At 61.1% G+C, this 16328-nt stretch carries 15 protein-coding genes and 4 tRNA genes; 7 read left to right on the top strand and 12 right to left on the bottom strand.

Annotated features, from left to right (window positions below; all coding sequences use genetic code 11):
• The first annotated feature begins 79 nt into the window (after positions 1 to 79).
• Complete coding sequence (locus tag AC1RMG_RS13565; protein WP_015636618.1) at positions 80 to 1906, top strand: bifunctional diguanylate cyclase/phosphodiesterase; 1827 nt, start codon at positions 80 to 82, stop codon at positions 1904 to 1906.
• Here AC1RMG_RS13565 and AC1RMG_RS13570 read toward each other — a convergent pair.
• The 5 genes from AC1RMG_RS13570 to bamJ form a co-directional block, all read right to left on the bottom strand.
• The gene (locus AC1RMG_RS13570; protein WP_011062665.1) at positions 1857 to 2273 is read right to left on the bottom strand and encodes an SEL1-like repeat protein; all 417 of its coding nucleotides are present in this window, start codon (positions 2271 to 2273) and stop codon (positions 1857 to 1859) included. The genes AC1RMG_RS13565 and AC1RMG_RS13570 overlap by 50 nt on opposite strands.
• Positions 2274 to 2645: a hypothetical protein gene (locus tag AC1RMG_RS13575; protein ID WP_003179080.1), complete on the bottom strand. Its 372-nt coding sequence runs from the start codon at positions 2643 to 2645 to the stop codon at positions 2274 to 2276.
• Positions 2642 to 2983 carry a helix-turn-helix domain-containing protein gene (locus AC1RMG_RS13580; protein ID WP_015636619.1) on the bottom strand — a complete coding sequence of 114 codons (342 nt, stop codon included), beginning with the start codon at positions 2981 to 2983 and terminating at the stop codon, positions 2642 to 2644. The genes AC1RMG_RS13575 and AC1RMG_RS13580 overlap by 4 nt, the downstream gene beginning before the upstream one ends.
• A 114-nt stretch (positions 2984 to 3097) precedes the next feature.
• Entirely contained in the window at positions 3098 to 3553 is a 456-nt protein-coding gene (locus AC1RMG_RS13585) for a YkvA family protein (protein WP_011062666.1), read from the bottom strand.
• Between the two features lie 292 nt (positions 3554 to 3845).
• Positions 3846 to 4559, bottom strand: coding sequence for a BamJ family beta-barrel-assembly machinery protein (gene bamJ, locus AC1RMG_RS13590; RefSeq protein WP_053159759.1), 714 nt, complete (start codon positions 4557 to 4559; stop codon positions 3846 to 3848).
• Positions 4560 to 4828: 269 nt separating this feature from the next.
• Between bamJ and AC1RMG_RS13595 the strand changes: the two genes are divergently transcribed.
• Together AC1RMG_RS13595 and AC1RMG_RS13600 are read left to right on the top strand one after the other, a co-directional pair.
• Positions 4829 to 6637 carry a di-heme-cytochrome C peroxidase gene (locus tag AC1RMG_RS13595; protein WP_493169415.1) on the top strand — a complete coding sequence of 603 codons (1809 nt, stop codon included), beginning with the start codon at positions 4829 to 4831 and terminating at the stop codon, positions 6635 to 6637.
• The gene (locus tag AC1RMG_RS13600; RefSeq protein ID WP_368994095.1) at positions 6634 to 7803 is read left to right on the top strand and encodes a catalase family protein; all 1170 of its coding nucleotides are present in this window, start codon (positions 6634 to 6636) and stop codon (positions 7801 to 7803) included. The genes AC1RMG_RS13595 and AC1RMG_RS13600 overlap by 4 nt, the downstream gene beginning before the upstream one ends.
• Positions 7804 to 7943: 140 nt before the next feature.
• Here AC1RMG_RS13600 and AC1RMG_RS13605 read toward each other — a convergent pair.
• The 4 genes from AC1RMG_RS13605 to AC1RMG_RS13620 all read right to left on the bottom strand — a co-directional run bounded on the left by AC1RMG_RS13605 (position 7944) and on the right by AC1RMG_RS13620 (position 8474).
• Positions 7944 to 8020: transfer RNA gene (locus AC1RMG_RS13605), tRNA-Asp, on the bottom strand.
• 19 nt (positions 8021 to 8039) lie between these two features.
• A tRNA-Val gene (locus tag AC1RMG_RS13610) sits at positions 8040 to 8115 on the bottom strand.
• 187 nt (positions 8116 to 8302) lie between these two features.
• Positions 8303 to 8379 (bottom strand) — tRNA-Asp (locus AC1RMG_RS13615).
• Between the two features lie 19 nt (positions 8380 to 8398).
• A tRNA-Val gene (locus AC1RMG_RS13620) sits at positions 8399 to 8474 on the bottom strand.
• A 160-nt stretch (positions 8475 to 8634) separates the two neighbouring features.
• Here AC1RMG_RS13620 and rdgC point away from each other — a divergent pair.
• The 3 genes from rdgC (at position 8635) to sugE (ending at position 11031) form a co-directional block, all read left to right on the top strand.
• Complete coding sequence (gene rdgC, locus AC1RMG_RS13625) at positions 8635 to 9555, top strand: recombination-associated protein RdgC (protein ID WP_011062670.1); 921 nt, start codon at positions 8635 to 8637, stop codon at positions 9553 to 9555.
• 75 nt (positions 9556 to 9630) lie between these two features.
• Entirely contained in the window at positions 9631 to 10596 is a 966-nt protein-coding gene (locus tag AC1RMG_RS13630; protein ID WP_011062671.1) for a bile acid:sodium symporter family protein, read from the top strand.
• A gap of 117 nt (positions 10597 to 10713) precedes the next feature.
• A complete protein-coding gene (gene sugE, locus AC1RMG_RS13635; protein WP_011062672.1) occupies positions 10714 to 11031 on the top strand; it encodes a quaternary ammonium compound efflux SMR transporter SugE in 318 nt (105 codons plus the stop codon).
• Between the two features lie 58 nt (positions 11032 to 11089).
• On the opposite strand, the gene AC1RMG_RS13640 is transcribed toward sugE, so the two are convergent.
• From AC1RMG_RS13640 to AC1RMG_RS13650, 3 genes are all read right to left on the bottom strand, one after another.
• Positions 11090 to 12964, bottom strand: a complete 1875-nt coding sequence (locus AC1RMG_RS13640) for an MFS transporter (protein ID WP_169892144.1) — start codon at positions 12962 to 12964, stop codon at positions 11090 to 11092.
• An 83-nt stretch (positions 12965 to 13047) separates the two neighbouring features.
• Positions 13048 to 14199: a TDT family transporter gene (locus AC1RMG_RS13645; RefSeq protein ID WP_493169418.1), complete on the bottom strand. Its 1152-nt coding sequence runs from the start codon at positions 14197 to 14199 to the stop codon at positions 13048 to 13050.
• A gap of 238 nt (positions 14200 to 14437) precedes the next feature.
• Positions 14438 to 15643 carry an MFS transporter gene (locus AC1RMG_RS13650; RefSeq protein WP_194237610.1) on the bottom strand — a complete coding sequence of 402 codons (1206 nt, stop codon included), beginning with the start codon at positions 15641 to 15643 and terminating at the stop codon, positions 14438 to 14440.
• A 92-nt stretch (positions 15644 to 15735) separates the two neighbouring features.
• On the opposite strand from AC1RMG_RS13650, the gene AC1RMG_RS13655 reads away from it, so the two are divergent.
• The gene (locus AC1RMG_RS13655; protein WP_220223110.1) at positions 15736 to 16281 is read left to right on the top strand and encodes a TetR/AcrR family transcriptional regulator; all 546 of its coding nucleotides are present in this window, start codon (positions 15736 to 15738) and stop codon (positions 16279 to 16281) included.
• The last annotated feature ends 47 nt before the right edge of the window (positions 16282 to 16328 follow it).

Consider the following 16328-nt stretch of genomic DNA (forward strand, 5'->3'; position numbering starts at 1 on the left):
TCTGTCGTGAAATAAAGGACCGGGCGCCGCTCTCTAGCCAGAGCCGCGCCCGGTCCTTTTTTTATCGACAGAGATCGCCATGACCACGACCGAACAGCTCAGTGCATTGAGTTCAATCCTGGCTCAAAGCGGTTTGCACAGCCTGTTCCAACCGATCATTTCCCTGTCCGAGCGGCGCATCCTGGGTTATGAGGCCCTGAGTCGCGGCCCCTCAAACAGCCCTCTGCACTCCCCTGTCGCGCTGTTCGCCGTCGCGCGCCAGGCCGGGCGCCTGAGCGAGCTGGAGATTGCCTGTCGGCAAAGCGCCTGCAAACGCTTCAGCGAACAGCAACTGCCCGGCAAGCTGTTCCTCAATGTCTCACCGGAATCCCTGCTGGAGGCCGCCCACCAACCAGGGCGTACCTTGCAGCTGCTTGAGGACTTCGGCATCCCCCCCAGCCAGGTGGTGATCGAGCTTACCGAACAGACCCCGATCGACGATTTCCAGTTGCTGCAGAACGCCCTGCACCATTACCGCGACATGGGTTTCTCCATCGCCCTGGACGACCTGGGCGCCGGTTATTCGAGCCTGCGCCTGTGGTCGGAGCTGCGCCCGGACTACGTGAAAATCGACCGGCACTTTATCGACGGCATTCACCAGGATGCCCTCAAGCGCGAGTTCGTCGGCTCGATTCTGCAAATCGCAAAAGCCTCCCGCGCCCAGGTGATCGCCGAAGGGATCGAACTGACCGAAGAACTGGCAGTGCTGACCGAGATGGGCGTCGACCTGGTCCAGGGCTACCTGTTGTGTCGCCCCCAGGAACAGCCGCCGAGGGACGCTCGGGCAATGATGCCCAAGCATGATCACACCAGCGTGGCCCTCAACGATGATGGCAGCGACCTCAGTGCGCTGCTCAACGAGCAACCGGCCGTTGCCCGCAATACGCCCACCGCCAACGTCCTGGAAGCCTTTCGCCGGCAAGCCAACCTCAACTCCCTGGCGGTGCTGGACGAACAGGGGCAGCCTTGCGGCATCGTCCATCGGCACTCGCTCTCCGACGCCCTGCTCAAGCCCTTTGCCACCGACCTGTTCGCCCGCAAGCCCATCAGCCGCCTGATGAACGATGACTTTCTCGCGGTCGAACTCAGCCAGTCCCTGCAGCAGGTCAGCCGCCTGATCACCAGCCGCGCCCGCCAACGCATCGAGGAAGATTTCATCATCACCTTGAATGGCCATTATCTGGGGCTGGGGCGGGTCATCGATGTGCTCAAGCTGATTACGGAGCTGAAGATCCAGCAAGCCCGCTACGCCAACCCGCTGACTCTGCTGCCCGGCAATGTGCCGATCCAGCAGTGCCTGAGCCGCCTGCTGCAGCAAGCTCGGGAATCGGTGATCTGCTACGTCGACATCGACAGTTTCAAACCCTTCAACGATATCTATGGCTATGGCCGCGGCGATGAGGTGCTGCTGTGCCTGGCCCAATGCCTGAACGACCGGGTAGACCCGAGCCGCGACTTCGTCGGACATATCGGTGGGGATGACTTTCTGCTGGTGCTGGGGCCGGAAGACTGGCGCCGACGGCTCAACCAGTTGCTGGATGACTTCCACAGCCAGTGCCGGCGCTTCTACCGCAGCGAACACCTGGAGGCTGGCTGCTTTGTCGCCCCCAATCGGCAAGGTATCCGTCAGGAATTTCCCTTGCTGTCACTGTCCATCGGCGTAGTGCACCTGTATCCACAGGCCTGTGGCCAACTGGACTCCAGCCAACTGGCGGAGCTGGCCTCCCAGGCCAAGCATCACGCCAAGAATATCCAGGGCTACAGCATCCATGTGATCGACAGCCTGGAAGCGGCAGCCAGCCTGGGTGCGCAAAACCTCAGTGAGCCGCTGCGGGATCAGTCGGCTGATCGAGCTGCGTCAGTTTGAGCGCCGCAAGAGGATGCCCGGCCTGGGCCGAAAGCGTCCACCAGCGCGCCGCTTCGACAGCGTCGGGAGCCTTGCTGGGCGAGCCGGCCAGGCTGATCACGCCCAACTGATAGGCTGCCTTGCCATCCCCTGCCAGTGCAGCCAGCCGCAGCAGGCGTTGACCTTCTTGACGGGCGCCAAGCCCCTGCCCACGAAAAGTCAGGATGTGCCCATAAAAGCTCAGCGCACCGACATTGCCCAGATTGGCCATGCGCGCGAACTGACCTTCCATCCAACGCCAGACACGGGGTTGGCGGACAAACCACGGCCAATGAAACAAACGGCGCGCCAGCCAATAGCCGAGTCGCGCCTTGAGTGCCAGGAACATTCAAGCCTCCGCTGATTCGGGATACTCGTACTCGAAGACCCGCACCACTTCCGAGGCATGCCAGGAAGCCGCGGCAACACCGTCGGAAGGGCCGGAAAAACGCCCCAGACGCTCCACGCACTCGAAGAAGCCGGTACGCGGCAAGCGGCTGGCCCCCTGGCTGATCACCAGGGAACTGCGCAAAGGCTGTTCGGCCCGTGCATCCAGCGCTGCCAGATGCTCCAGCGCGGCTGTCAGGGTCTGCATGGCCGGGCTGGGCAGTTGCAAGCGCTCCAACAAGGCTCGATAGGTTAAAAGATGCCGCTGACGACGGGCCTGATCCAGCTCACCCAACAGCCCATCCCAGTGCTGACGACTGATCCTTACACTCACGATTGCTCCCTCCACCCCGGCACCGTCAACTCCCAGGCCAGGCTGCGGCGAATCGCAGCGTCGGGTTGACGCTCGCCACTTTCAATCAGGGCCAGGTAAGACGGACTGATACCAACTTTGCGGGCCAGCGCCTCGATGGCGATGCCCTTCCCTTCGCGCAGACTGCGTAATTGATCCAGGCCCGGAAGATTCTGGGCTGGTGGCGCTGCCTGAGAAGTTGCGGCAGCGTGCGGTGGTTGTTCGGTAAGACCTGCGGCTGACAATAAAGCTTGATACTGAGCCCACGGCAGAACCGCATATTCGGGCTCGCCATCGCGTTCAATAATCTGAATATCCATTACTACCCCGTAGGACAACGACACTTAGCGAGTCGGACTTTTCCCTTGAAGTGTAATCCTAACAGCGGCAATGGTCGCGGGGAGCATGATTGTTGTGGGAGGCGGTGAATACCCTTAGTTTTTCTGCGGTCCTTCCAGCAGCAATTGCTCCGCAGTGTCCGGCAAGCGCTCGACAACCGCGAGTTTTTCCGGCATTTGCCGATTACGCCAGGTTCGGAAGGCGTTGAGTTCGTCATCCAGGGTTTTCATCAACCAAGCCAGAACGGCGATATCGTCAAGCATGCCGAACACCGGAATAAAGTCGGGAATGGCATCCACCGGGCTGAGGAAATACATCAAGCCTGCCACCACCGACAGCAGCGCCTTGGGGCTGATGGCCCGGTACTCGCCACGCCAGTAGGCCAGGCACAGTGCCTGCAACAAGCGCAGGTCCTGTTTGACCTTGCCCAGGCGTCCGCCCTGGCTGGCGCCTTTGCTCGCCACGGCGAACAGCAGCGTGGGCAAACGACCGCGGCTCAGCAAGCGCCCCGCCAACGGCAGGAAACGAGCAAAATTCCAGGGTGCTTTCATCATCACTCCCACTGAAATGTTATCCACACAAATTGTGGATAACCTTGTGAACAGAGCTATTTTTCACGGCTGAAAGCCCCGTTTCATAAGGGCTGAGCTCAGATCGGGCGTTTTTTACTCACATAAAAAAACCCATAATTTCATTGACTTGGCAGCCTCCAGCGACTACCTACCGCTCATACCCTGTTCAGACCACCCACGCTGCCGTCGGTTCGGATAATTTGCCAGCAGCAACCTGCAGAAACGACAACGCCCCGTAAGAACGAGGCGTTGCTTCAGGCGCTGACGCAGGTTACTTGGAGGCGTCCTGCTTGGCTGGATCCTTGATACCCAGCAGCTCCAGTTCGAAGACCAGCACCGAGTTGGCTGGAATCGCCGGGCTCGGGCTCTGGGCGCCGTAGGCCAGGTCGCTCGGGATGTACAGCTTGTACTTCTCGCCCACGTGCATCAGTTGCAGGCCTTCGACCCACCCCGGGATCACGCCGCTGACCGGCAGATCGATCGGGCTGCCACGCTCTACCGAGCTGTCGAACACAGTGCCGTTGGTCAGGGTGCCGGTGTAGTGAACAGTCACGACATCAGTCGGCTTGGGCTGAGGACCGTCAGCCTTTTTCAGTACTTCGTACTGCAGACCGGAAGCGGTGGTGGTCACACCGGTTTTCTTGCCGTTCTCTTCGAGGAATTTCTTGCCGGCAGCCGCCGACTCTTCGCTCATCTTGGCCATGCGCTCTTCGGCACGCTTTTGCAGCGCGGCGAAGGCTTCGACCAACTCTTCATCCTTCAGCTTCTGTTCTTTCTTGCCGACGGCATCTTCGATGCCCTGGGCGACCGCTTTGGAATCCAGGTCATCCATGCCTTCCTGAGCCAGACTCTTGCCCATGTTCAGGCCGATACCGTAGGAAGCTTTTTGCGCCGGGGTTTTCAGCTCTACGCTGGTCTGCGAATCACAACCCGCAAGTACCAGGCTAACCAGGGCCACCGCCGCCGCCAACCGATGCTGTTTCATGCTATTTCCTTGTTCATGCGCCTAAAGGGCAATCGAATAAAGCCGCGAGCTTATCAGGCGACCACGACCAATGGCTACCGGCGTAAGAGTAGTAAATGGCCGATAAGTTCACGTCTTTAAACGCGTTTTCATGCTCTGGGGTACACTCTGCCCAGGCCGCTTACCGAGGCGCTTGAACGGGCGCGAATAACCATAGCTCAAGTAATGGCTACTTGCCGCGTCAGATGAGCTCAGGCATAAGGAAACGAAATTCGACAAGGAAGTACATCTTGCGCCTCATCTATCGTGTGTTGCTGTTGATTGCCGTGCTGATCGGCATTGTCCTGGCTGTAGTCCTGTACTACGTGGCCAATCCGAAACTCCCCGACTATGTACCCGTTGAACAGGTGCACTACCTGGACCAATGGGATGCCAAGGATCGCCAGACCTACTATTTCACTCCCCAGGGCACCCAGGTCAAAGGCCTGCGCTATGAATGGTTCAGCGCTCTGGAACTGCCGTTCTCCGAGCAGCCCTTTGCCGCTCCCGAGTACCTGGCCCGCTTCGGCTTCCTGGTGGAGCCGGGGCAGAAAGCCACAGCGCAGAATCCCGGCAACCTGCCCGTGGGCTTCGCCCGCCATCAGAATCCGGGCAGCGCGGAACAATACCTGGACATCACCTGTGCTGCCTGCCACACCGGCGAGCTGCGTTTCAACCATCAAGCCCTGCGCATTGATGGCGGCTCGGCGCAGCACGTGCTGCCGTCCAGCGTACCGACCCTGCGTGGTGGCAGCTTCGGCCAGGCCCTCGTGGCCAGCCTGACCAGCACCTACTACAACCCCTGGAAATTCGAGCGCTTCGCCCGCAAGGTGCTGGGTGCCGACTACGAAGCCAGGCACGAACAACTGCGCAAGGACTTCAAGGTCTCACTGGATAACTTCCTGCGGGTGGCCTGGAACGATACCCATCGCGGCCTCTATCCAACCGAAGAGGGTCCGGGCCGTACCGACGCCTTTGGCCGCATCGCCAATGCCAGCTTCGGCGACGCCATTTCCCCTGAGAACTATCGGATCGCCAATGCCCCGGTGGACTACCCGCAACTCTGGGATATCTGGACCTTCGACTGGGTCCAGTGGAACGGCTCGGCGCAGCAACCCATGGCGCGCAATATCGGCGAAGCCCTGGGGGTCGGCGCCACCCTGAACCTGTTCGACGCCAACGGCCAACCCCTCACCGGCGAGGCCCGCTACCCTTCCAGCGTACGTGTCCGCGATCTCAACCTGATCGAGGAAACCTTGCAGCGCCTCAAGCCACCGGCCTGGCCGGAAGCCTTGCTGGGCACGATCGACAAGCCGCTGGCCGCCAAGGGCCGCGAGCTGTTCGCCAGCAACTGTGCCGGCTGCCATGTACCCTCGGTCAGCGACAACAACGGCCGCCCCGTGCAGCAGTTGAAAATGCTTCCGGTAGCGGTGATTGGCACCGACCCGAATTCGGCGAGCAATATCGCCGACCTGCGCTATGACCTGAGCTCCTTGCAGTGGGATACCGCCGAACTGGCCAGGTCCAATGTCGAGCTGCACCCGACACCCAGCGAACCGCTGGACCTGCGTCAACTTTCGGCTGCCAAGGGCCTGGCCTACATCACGGCCTTTGTCGAAGAGCGTGCCTATCGCGACGCCAAGGTCACCTCCGAGGAGCGCCCGCGGCTGGACGGCTACGGGCTGCCGATCGGCGTACGCGAGTTGCGCGCCTACAAGGCCCGCCCGCTGGCCGGGGTCTGGGCCACACCGCCGTACCTGCACAACGGCTCGGTACCCAACCTCTATCAACTGCTGTCTCCGCAATCAGAGCGCTCGACAACCTTCTACCGCGGCACCTTCGAGTACGATCCCAAGCACCTGGGCTATCGCCCGGAAGCCTTCAAGAACGGTTTTGAATTCGATACCCGCATCAGCGGCAACCACAACAGCGGCCACGAATTCCGCGCCGGCCAGCGTGGCAATGGCGTTATCGGCCCACTGCTGCAGCCAGAAGAGCGCTGGGCCTTGCTGGAATACCTGAAAGTGCTGGGCGGACCATTGGAGTCGCAATTGCCATGAAACTCGATCTCGCCAGAAAACGACCGTCCCTGCTGGCCCGACTGTGGCTGCGCCTCGGCGCCTTGCTGGGCAGGACCCTGTTATTGCTACTGGTCATCGGCCTGCTGGGCTGGGCACTGTCCAGTGCCTGGTTCGCCTGGCACCACCGAGGCCCGGTAGCGGTGCAGGAGCAGGTTCCTGCCGATGAGGCAGCCCGCACCCAGGACATCATCCAGACCGCGGTGCGCATCGTTGACCAGCACCGCGAAGGCACCCGCTACCTGCGCGATGCCCATGCCAAGGCCCACGGTTGCGTGAAGGCGCAGGTCCAGGTCCTCAACGACTTGAGCCCGCCACTGCGCCAGGGAGTATTTGCCACCCCTGGCCAGACCTGGCAGGCCGTCGTACGCCTGTCCAACGGCAACGCCTACCCGCAGTTCGACAGTATTCGCGACGCCCGCGGCATGGCGATCAAGCTACTGGATGTTCCCGGGCAACAACTGATGGCGTCGGAATCACAACGCCGTGAACAGGACTTCGTGATGTTCAATCATCCGAATTTCTTCGTCAGCGACGTAGCCGAATATCAGCAGAACATCGCCGCCCAGGCGGACGGCAAGAAAGTCGGCGCATTCTTCCCCGGGTGGGATCCGCGCACCTGGCAGGTACGGCATCTGTTCATCGCCCTGGCGACCCTGTCACCGGCCCCGGCCAGCCCGACCCAGACCACCTACTACTCGGTCTCGCCCTACAAGTTCGGCAATGCCAACGCCAAATTCCGGGTCATGCCGGACCCCGAGAGTTGCCCGGCCTACAGCCTGCCAGCACAGAACCAGGATCTGCCCAACTTCCTGCGCAGCGCCCTGACCCAGCAACTCTCCACCGACCGGGTTGGCGCCTGTTTCGTACTGCAAGTCCAGCGCCAGGACCCGAACCGTTTCATGCCGATCGAAGACACCAGCATTGAATGGAAAGAAAGTGACGCCCCCTTTGAAACGGTGGCGCGGATGACCCTTCCCGCCCAGGACTTCGATACCCCGGCGCAGAACCTGGCTTGCGACAACCAGTCCTTCAACCCCTGGTTCGGTCTGGAAGCCCATCGCCCCATCGGCGGCATCAACCGTCTGCGCAAGGCGGTGTATGAAGCCGTCAGCGACTACCGGCATAGCCGTAACGCCGAGCAGTAGGCAAAAACGCAAAAAGCGGCCCGAGGGCCGCTTTTTTCATGCGCAGGATTCGAACCGATACAAATCCCAGACAGCAAAAAGCCCGCATTGAGCGGGCTTTGTGTGGCGACCTGGCGTTCAGTGTTCCAGGTTGCCGAATATGGCGCAGCGGACGGGACTCGAACCCGCGACCCCCGGCGTGACAGGCCGGTATTCTAACCGACTGAACTACCGCTGCGCGTAGCGTTGAAAGTAAGTGGTGGGTGATGACGGGATCGAACCGCCGACATTCTGCTTGTAAGGCAGACGCTCTCCCAGCTGAGCTAATCACCCTTTACCTTCGTTGCGGGGCGCATTATGCCACAGAAATTCTTAAAGTGTTGATTTAATTAATAATTTTATTAAAAAAACCAAATTTCCATGTACAGCAACACAACCCACGTAACTCTTTACAGCAAAAAGCCCGCGTTAGCGGGCTTTCTGTGGTGACCTGGCGTTCAGTGTTCCAGGTTACCGAATATGGCGCAGCGGACGGGACTCGAACCCGCGACCCCCGGCGTGACAGGCCGGTATTCTAACCGACTGAACTACCGCTGCGCGTAACACTGAATGCGAATGGTGGGTGATGACGGGATCGAACCGCCGACATTCTGCTTGTAAGGCAGACGCTCTCCCAGCTGAGCTAATCACCCTTCACGTTCGGTGTGGCGCGCATTCTACGGAGCAGCCCCCACTCTGGCAAGCACTTTTTATAATAATTTTTTCAGGCCTTCCAAAGGCTTAGCGAAGGGTTGGCCTGAGCAGCAGCGAAGAGAATAATGCCCTCCTTTGTATAAAGGAGAGATTCACCCCATGTGGTTCAAAAACCTGCTGATCTATCGCCTGACCCAAGATCTGCCTTTTGATGCTGAGGCGCTGGAAACTGCACTGGCGACCAAACTGGCGCGCCCCTGTGCAAGCCAGGAGTTGACCACTTACGGTTTCGTCGCCCCTTTCGGCAAAGGTGAAGACGCCCCGCTGGTTCACGTCAGCCAGGACTTCATGCTGGTAGCCGCGCGCAAGGAGGAACGCATCCTGCCTGGCAGCGTGGTGCGCGATGCGGTGAAGGAAAAGGTCGAAGAGATCGAAGCCGAACAGATGCGCAAGGTCTACAAGAAGGAACGCGACCAGATCAAGGATGAAATCATCCAGGCCTTCCTGCCCCGTGCGTTTATCCGTCGCTCCTCGACCTTCGCCGCCATTGCCCCGAAACAGGGCCTGATCCTGGTCAACTCGGCCAGCCCGAAGCGCGCCGAAGACCTGCTCTCCACCCTGCGCGAAGTCCTCGGCACCCTGCCGGTTCGCCCGCTGACCGTGAAGATCGCCCCCACCGCGATCATGACCGACTGGGTCAAGACCCAGAAAGCCGCCGACGACTTCTTCGTACTCGACGAGTGCGAACTACGCGACACCCACGAGGACGGCGGCATCGTGCGTTGCAAGCGCCAGGACCTGACCGGCGAGGAAATCCAGCTGCACCTGAGCACCGGCAAGGTGGTCACCCAACTGTCCCTGGCCTGGCAGGACAAACTGTCCTTCATGCTCGACGACAAAATGGTGGTCAAGCGCCTGAAGTTCGAAGACCTGCTGCAGGATCAGGCGGAACAGGACGGCGGTGATGAAGCCCTCGGCCAGCAGGATGCCAGCTTCACCCTGATGATGCTGACCTTCGGCGACTTCCTGCCGGCGCTGTTCGAAGCCCTGGGCGGCGAGGAGATTCCGCAGGGCATCTGACGCCTTGCCCGGATAACCGCTACGCACTAGACGCCACCGCCTTCGGTGGCGTTTTCACATAATAAGGAACAGGTCATGCGCGCACTGGCTGCACTGAGCCGCTTTGTCGGCAACACCTTCGCTTACTGGGTACTGATCTTCGCCATCCTGGCATTCTTCCAGCCTGGCTGGTTCGTCGGTCTCAAGGGCGCCATCGTGCCGCTGCTGGGCCTGGTGATGTTCGGCATGGGCCTGACCCTGAAACTCGAAGATTTCGCCGAAGTGGCCCGCCACCCATGGCGCGTGGCCCTGGGAGTGGTGGCCCATTTCGTGATCATGCCCGGGGTGGCCTGGGTGCTCTGCCAGGCATTTCACCTGCCGCCGGAAATCGCCGTCGGGGTGATCCTGGTCGGCTGCTGCCCAAGCGGCACCTCTTCCAACGTGATGACCTGGCTGGCCCGCGGCGACCTGGCGCTGTCGGTGGCCATTGCAGCGGTTACCACTCTACTGGCCCCACTGCTGACCCCGGCGCTGATCTGGTTGCTGGCCTCGGCCTGGCTACCGGTCTCGTTCATGGAACTGTTCTGGTCGATCCTGCAAGTGGTGCTGCTACCGATCGTGCTGGGAGTGCTGGCCCAGCGCCTGCTGGGCCAGCGGGTGCAGCACGCGGTGGAAGTACTGCCGCTGGTTTCCGTGGTGAGCATCGTCATCATCGTCACCGCGGTGGTGGCCGCCAGCCAGGCGAAAATCGCCGAGTCGGGCCTGCTGATCATGGCCGTGGTGATGCTGCACAACAGCTTCGGCTACCTGCTGGGCTACTTCACGGGGCGTCTGTTCAAGCTGCCACTGGCGCAGCGAAAATCCCTGGCCCTGGAAGTCGGCATGCAGAACTCCGGCCTGGGCGCGGCCCTGGCCAGCGCTCATTTCTCGCCACTGGCGGCGGTACCCAGCGCCTTGTTCAGCGTCTGGCACAACATTTCCGGGGCCCTGCTCTCGACCTATTTCCGGCGAATGGAAGATCCAGCCGAACAAAAGCTGGAAATACAGCGAGGCCATGACTGAGGAAAAAAATACTCGCCCACGTGAGAGTGGGCAGTATACTGCGCATCGCGAGGACGACCTCGCGACTCATTCGAGCGATCAATTCCGGGGACGACCCCATCAACCGATGAGGTAGGCATGTCCTGGATCATTCTGTTTTTTGCCGGTTTGTTTGAAGTGGGCTGGGCCGTCGGCCTGAAATACACCGATGGCTTCAGCCGCCCGCTGCCCACCGCCCTGACCATCATTGCCATGGCCATCAGCCTCGGCCTGCTGGGCCTGGCGATGAAGGAACTGCCCCTGGGCACGGCCTATGCCATCTGGACCGGAGTCGGCGCCGTCGGCACGGTGATCGCCGGTATCATCCTGTTTGGCGAATCCATGGCTCTGGTGCGCCTGGTCAGCGTGGCGCTGATCATCGCCGGGCTGGTGGGCCTGAAAGTCAGCGCCAGCTGAAAAGCCCAGGCAGAAATGAAAACGCCCGCAAATGTGCGGGCGTTTTCGTATCCGGCAGCTAGCGCCGTGGGCCCCGCAAGTGCGCCACCATGGCCTGCAACTGCGCCGGTTCGGCTGCGTCCACCGCCACCGATGGCCCGGCCACCAGGGTCACTCGCGACCAGAAACGGTGGAAGAAACCCTTGCTCGGATCGCGACTGAAGAAGCTGCCCCACAAGCCTTGCAGAGCCATGGGAATCACCGGCACCGGGGTTTCCTCGAGAATCCGTGTCAGCCCGCCCTTGAACTCGTTGATCTGGCCATCGGCAGTCAGCTTGCCCTCGGGAAAAATGCACACCAGTTCGCCATCGCGCAGGTACTGGGCAATGCGCTGGAAGGCTTTTTCATAGATCTGCAGGTCTTCATGCCGACCGGCGATGGGAATGGTTCCAGCGGTACGGAAGATGAAGTTCAGCACTGGGAGGTTGTAGATCTTGTAGTACATGACGAAGCGAATCGGCCGACGCACCGCACCACCAATCAGCAAGGCATCGACGAAAGACACGTGGTTGCACACCAGCAGGGCAGCGCCTTCATCAGGGATCAACTCCAGATTGCGATGCTCGACGCGGTACATGGAATGGCTGAGCAGCCAGATCATGAAACGCATGCTGAACTCGGGCACCACCTTGAAGATGTAGACGTTGACCGCAATGTTGAGCAGCGACACCACCAGGAACAGGTGGGGAATGGTCAGCTGGACCATGCTCAGCATCACGATAGAGACAATCGCCGACACCACCATGAACAGCGCATTGAGAATGTTGTTGGCGGCTATCACCCGGGCTCGCTCGTTTTCCGGGGTACGGGACTGGATCAGGGCATACAGCGGCACTATATAGAAGCCGCCGAAGATCCCCAGGCCAAGGACATCGAACAGCACCCACCAGGCATGGGCAAAACCCAGCACTTCAATCCAGCCATGACCCGTGGCGCTTTCCGGGATACCACCGGAATGCCACCACAGCAGCAGGCCGAACACCGTCAGGCCAAAGGAGCCGAACGGTACCAGGCCGATCTCCACTTTGCGCCCCGACAGCTTCTCGCACAGCATCGAGCCTACGGCAATCCCCACCGAGAACACCGTCAGGATCAGGGTTACCACGGTCTCGTCGCCGTGCATCCATTCCTTGGCATAGGCCGGAATCTGGGTCAGGTAGATGGCGCCAACGAACCAGAACCAGGAGTTGCCGACAATCGAGCGCGACACCGCCGGGGTCTGCCCCAGCCCCAGGCGCAAGGTGGCCCAGGACTGGCTGAAGATATTCCAGTTCAGGCGCATCTCCGGGGTCGCCGCGGCAGCCCGGGGAATGGCGCGGCTGGCCAGGTAGCCCAGTACCGCCACACCGATCATGGCGCTGGAGACTATCGGCGCGTAATGCTCCGAGGACATCATGACCCCAGCGCCGATAGTGCCGGCCAGGATCGCCAGGAACGTGCCCATTTCCACCAGGCCGTTGCCTCCCACCAATTCCTCTTCACGCAAGGCCTGGGGCAGGATCGAATACTTCACCGGGCCGAACAGCGCCGAGTGGGTGCCCATGGCGAACAGGGCCACCAGCATCAGCGACAGGTGATCGAAGGCGAAGCCCACCGCCCCCACCACCATGATCGCGATCTCCCCCAGTTTGATCAGGCGGATCAGCGAGTCCTTGGCGAACTTCTCGCCAAACTGCCCGGCCAGGGCGGAAAACAGGAAGAACGGCAGGATGAACAGCAAGGCACAGAGGTTGACCCAGATCGACCGGTCACCCTCGATGCTCAGCTTGTAGAGAATGGCCAGGATCAGCGACTGCTTGAAGATGTTGTCGTTGAAGGCACCGAGGGATTGCGTGATGAAAAACGGCAGGAACCGCCGCTTGCGAAGCAAGGTGAACTGCGAAGGGTGACTCATCTTCCATGTCCCTGAGTGGCGTGGATACTGTTATTGGAATGTCGAATATCGATCCAGGCCACAACCTTACCTATCTTTGCCGATTATTTCCGTAACCCCGCAATGCACGGCGAGACAAACAGCTCTCCTCTATAGGCCCCCTGCACCGTGCGCTTGGCCACGATCAGCCACATCACCGCCAGCGCCGCCACCAGTACCGCGCCAAACACACTGAAAAACCCCAGGTGCAAGGTGCTGCCCAGTTTAAGGGTGGCCAGCGAATACACGCCCAGAGGAAAGGTAAAGCCCCACCAGCCAAGATTGAAGGGTATGCCTTCGCGCAGGTAACGGCGGGTGATGAGCACGGCCATCAACATCCACCACAGACCGAACCCCCACAGTGTGAGCCCCGCCACCAGGCCCAGGCCGGCGGCAATCTCACCGACGCCGGGCAAGCCATTGGCGGCGAAGATCGCCGGTGCATCGGCGCCCAGCACCAGCATCCCCAAGGCACCGGTGCCGATTGGCCCCAGGGCCAGCCAGCTCGACGCCGCCATGCTTTCATGGGGCAGTTTGTGCAGCGCCATGCGCAACAGCAGGATGGTCAGGATGCTGAACGCCACCGGCAGCGAAAAGGCCCACAGCACGTAGCTGGTGCTGAGCATTACCAACTGCCCGTGGGCATCCAGCAGATGAGGCGCAAGCAGGCCGCCACTGGCCGCCGCCACTTCGGCCGCCACCACCGGCAGCAGCCAGACCGCGGTCATCTGGTCGATGCTGTGTTCCTGGCGGGTGAACATCATGTAGGGAATCAGGATCCCGCAGGCCAGGGACATGGCCACATCCAGCCACCACAGCAGTTGCGCCACCTCCACCACACCATCGCCCCAGCGAGGCATGCCGAACACCAGCAAGCCATTGATGATGGTCGCCAGGCCCATGGGGATGGTGCCGAAGAACATCGAGACCGTGGAGTGCCCGAAAATCCGCCGCGCCTCGTCGAAGAACAGCACCCAGCGCGCGGTATACATCGCGGTAAACAACAGGAACAGGGCGATGGTCAGCCACCAGAAACCCTCTGCCACCTGGTGCAAGCCGGGAACCTCGGCCGGCCACTGGGCCAGCGCCAAGGCCAGAACCCCGGTACCCATGGTGGCGGCGAACCAGTTGGGGGTGAATTGGCGAATGGCTTCGAGGGGATGCGGCAGATGGCTCAATGGCCAGTGGCCGGTTTTAACGCTATTGGGGCATGTCATGGTCGTGTCTCCTGTCCTCCGATGAGGTAGGAAACATGGTAGAACCTAATCGAATATCTATATAACGGGTAATTTCTCTATCTGTTATCTATTTTGCAGATAAACATCTATGCCACGGCCCCAGGAGCGATCACCGCAATCGGACCACGCCCGGCGACACGCCCGTATCTGATTGGCGTACAGCACCTCTCCCCTGCGGCTTCCCAGGCACAATCCCGCAGCCCTTGAAGCCTCGGGCTCAAAGCCCCGACGCCCCACACGCCGCCACCGGGCGCTGGCGCATCAGGGCCAGCAGCGCACCGAGGGACAAGAGAACCAGTACCGCACCATAGCCGTCGGTAGTAGCGATCAGGCCGAAGCTGCGGGTCAGGTTGCCAGCCAACAACGCCGGCAGGCAGAAGGCCAGATAGCTCAGCACATAAAACGCCGACATCAGGCCCGCACGCTCATGAGGCAGGGCCAGTGGCACCACACTGCGCAGCGCACCGAGAAAACCGGCACCAAAGCCGCTGCCCAGCACCAAGGTGCCAAAGAAGAACAACGGCAGGCTGGCGCTATGCACCGCAGCGAGGATCAGCATCACTCCCGTCGCCAGCATCCCGGCGCCCAGGCGCAGCACCCTGTCTGCAGGACGCTGACGCAGGGAAAAGATCATCAGCGCGCCGCTGAGTGTCAGCACCGCCACCAGGCCACCGCCGATCAGGTTCGAGGTGGAGCCGGTCGCCGCACGGACCAGCGAAGGCGCCAGCGACAGATAGAAGCCGCCCACCGCCCACACCGCCACGTCCACCGGCAAGGCCAGCCATAACGCGCGCCGCGCTTGCACCGGCACATGCAGCGTGGGTTTCAGCGAAGCCCAGGCACCGGGTTGCGGGCTGACACTTTCCGGCAAGCGCCAGACATACCCGGCCTGGAGCACGAACACCCCGAGCAGCAGCCAGTAGCTCAATTGCAGTGGCCAGGGCGCAAACTCCACCAACAGGCTGGCCCCCATGGCACCACAGGCCATGCCCAATAGCGGCGCAACGCTATTGACCAACGGCCCCTGCTGACGATCGGTATCCAGCAGGGCCGCCCCCAGTACACTGGTGGCCATGCCGGTGGCAAAGCCTTGCATCACCCGCGCGGCAATCAGCCACTGCACTCCGCTTTCATTGATGAACAGCAACATCGCCAGGATATTGAGCAGCAAGGCGACAAAAATCACCGGTCGCCGCCCCAGGTGATCCGACAGCGACCCTACGGTCAGCAGAGCCGCCAGCAGGCTCATCGCGTAGACCCCGAATATCAGGGTCAGCACCGCCGGGGAAAAGTGCAGGTTTTCCTGATACAGGTGGTACAGCGGGGTCGGTACGCTGGAGGCAGCCAGAAAACTCAACAGGGTAATGGCCAGAAACACCAGACTGCGACGGTTGGACACGCAAGTGTCGATAGCACCGGACATAAGCACGCTCCACTAAAGCTAATATTTTGCTTTTGCGCAGTGTGCTACCCGCCAATGCTTAAAGCAAATTCTTTGTGTTAAGGTGCCGCCCCATGGCTATCAAAGAAGGTCTGCGCCCCGGCGGCCGTAGCGCCCGGGTCCAGGAATCCATTCACACTGCGGTCCGCGAGCTCCTTGAAGAGCAGGATCGCTCGTCCCTCACCGTGCCGCAGATCGCCGCCCGAGCAGGTGTCACTCCGTCGACCATCTACCGGCGCTGGGGCGACCTGTCGGCCCTGCTGGCCGATGTCGCCCTGGAACGAATGCTCCCGGACAGCGAACCGGCCAATACCGGCAACCTGCGCGGCGACCTGCGGGCCTGGGCCGAACAGTATCTGGACGAAATGAGCTCGGAGCCCGGGCGCAACATGATGCGCGATGTGCAATGCAGCGCGACCCCGGGCTATTGCGTGACCATCCTCAGCGGGCAGTTGCAGTGCATCCTCGAGCGCTATCAGGGCCACACGGAACACCTGCCGGACATCGACCGCCTGCTGAACCTGCTGGTAGCACCGACAGTGTTTCGCATCCTGTTCTCCGCCACGCCACTGCCGGTTCAGGAACTCCATGAACTGATCGAGATCGCTCTGCAGCCGTAGCCCTTCCCCGCCTCGGCTCAGCCCTGCGACATCAGGCCGCGCTGATA

This window comes from Pseudomonas sp. GW822-FHT04H02 (assembly GCF_058800645.1).

Excerpts from the sequence above, each read along its gene's own strand:
- AC1RMG_RS13565 (WP_015636618.1), top strand. The coding sequence starts at position 80 with ATGACCACGACCGAACAGCTCAGTGCATTGAGTTCAATCCTGGCTCAA.
- AC1RMG_RS13570 (WP_011062665.1), bottom strand. The coding sequence starts at position 2,273 with ATGTTCCTGGCACTCAAGGCGCGACTCGGCTATTGGCTGGCGCGCCGT.
- AC1RMG_RS13580 (WP_015636619.1), bottom strand. The coding sequence starts at position 2,983 with ATGGATATTCAGATTATTGAACGCGATGGCGAGCCCGAATATGCGGTT.
- AC1RMG_RS13585 (WP_011062666.1), bottom strand. The coding sequence starts at position 3,553 with ATGAAAGCACCCTGGAATTTTGCTCGTTTCCTGCCGTTGGCGGGGCGC.
- bamJ (WP_053159759.1), bottom strand. The coding sequence starts at position 4,559 with ATGAAACAGCATCGGTTGGCGGCGGCGGTGGCCCTGGTTAGCCTGGTA.
- AC1RMG_RS13600 (WP_368994095.1), top strand. The coding sequence starts at position 6,634 with ATGAAACTCGATCTCGCCAGAAAACGACCGTCCCTGCTGGCCCGACTG.
- rdgC (WP_011062670.1), top strand. The coding sequence starts at position 8,635 with ATGTGGTTCAAAAACCTGCTGATCTATCGCCTGACCCAAGATCTGCCT.
- AC1RMG_RS13630 (WP_011062671.1), top strand. The coding sequence starts at position 9,631 with ATGCGCGCACTGGCTGCACTGAGCCGCTTTGTCGGCAACACCTTCGCT.
- sugE (WP_011062672.1), top strand. The coding sequence starts at position 10,714 with ATGTCCTGGATCATTCTGTTTTTTGCCGGTTTGTTTGAAGTGGGCTGG.
- AC1RMG_RS13640 (WP_169892144.1), bottom strand. The coding sequence starts at position 12,964 with ATGAGTCACCCTTCGCAGTTCACCTTGCTTCGCAAGCGGCGGTTCCTG.
- AC1RMG_RS13645 (WP_493169418.1), bottom strand. The coding sequence starts at position 14,199 with ATGACATGCCCCAATAGCGTTAAAACCGGCCACTGGCCATTGAGCCAT.
- AC1RMG_RS13650 (WP_194237610.1), bottom strand. The coding sequence starts at position 15,643 with ATGTCCGGTGCTATCGACACTTGCGTGTCCAACCGTCGCAGTCTGGTG.
- AC1RMG_RS13655 (WP_220223110.1), top strand. The coding sequence starts at position 15,736 with ATGGCTATCAAAGAAGGTCTGCGCCCCGGCGGCCGTAGCGCCCGGGTC.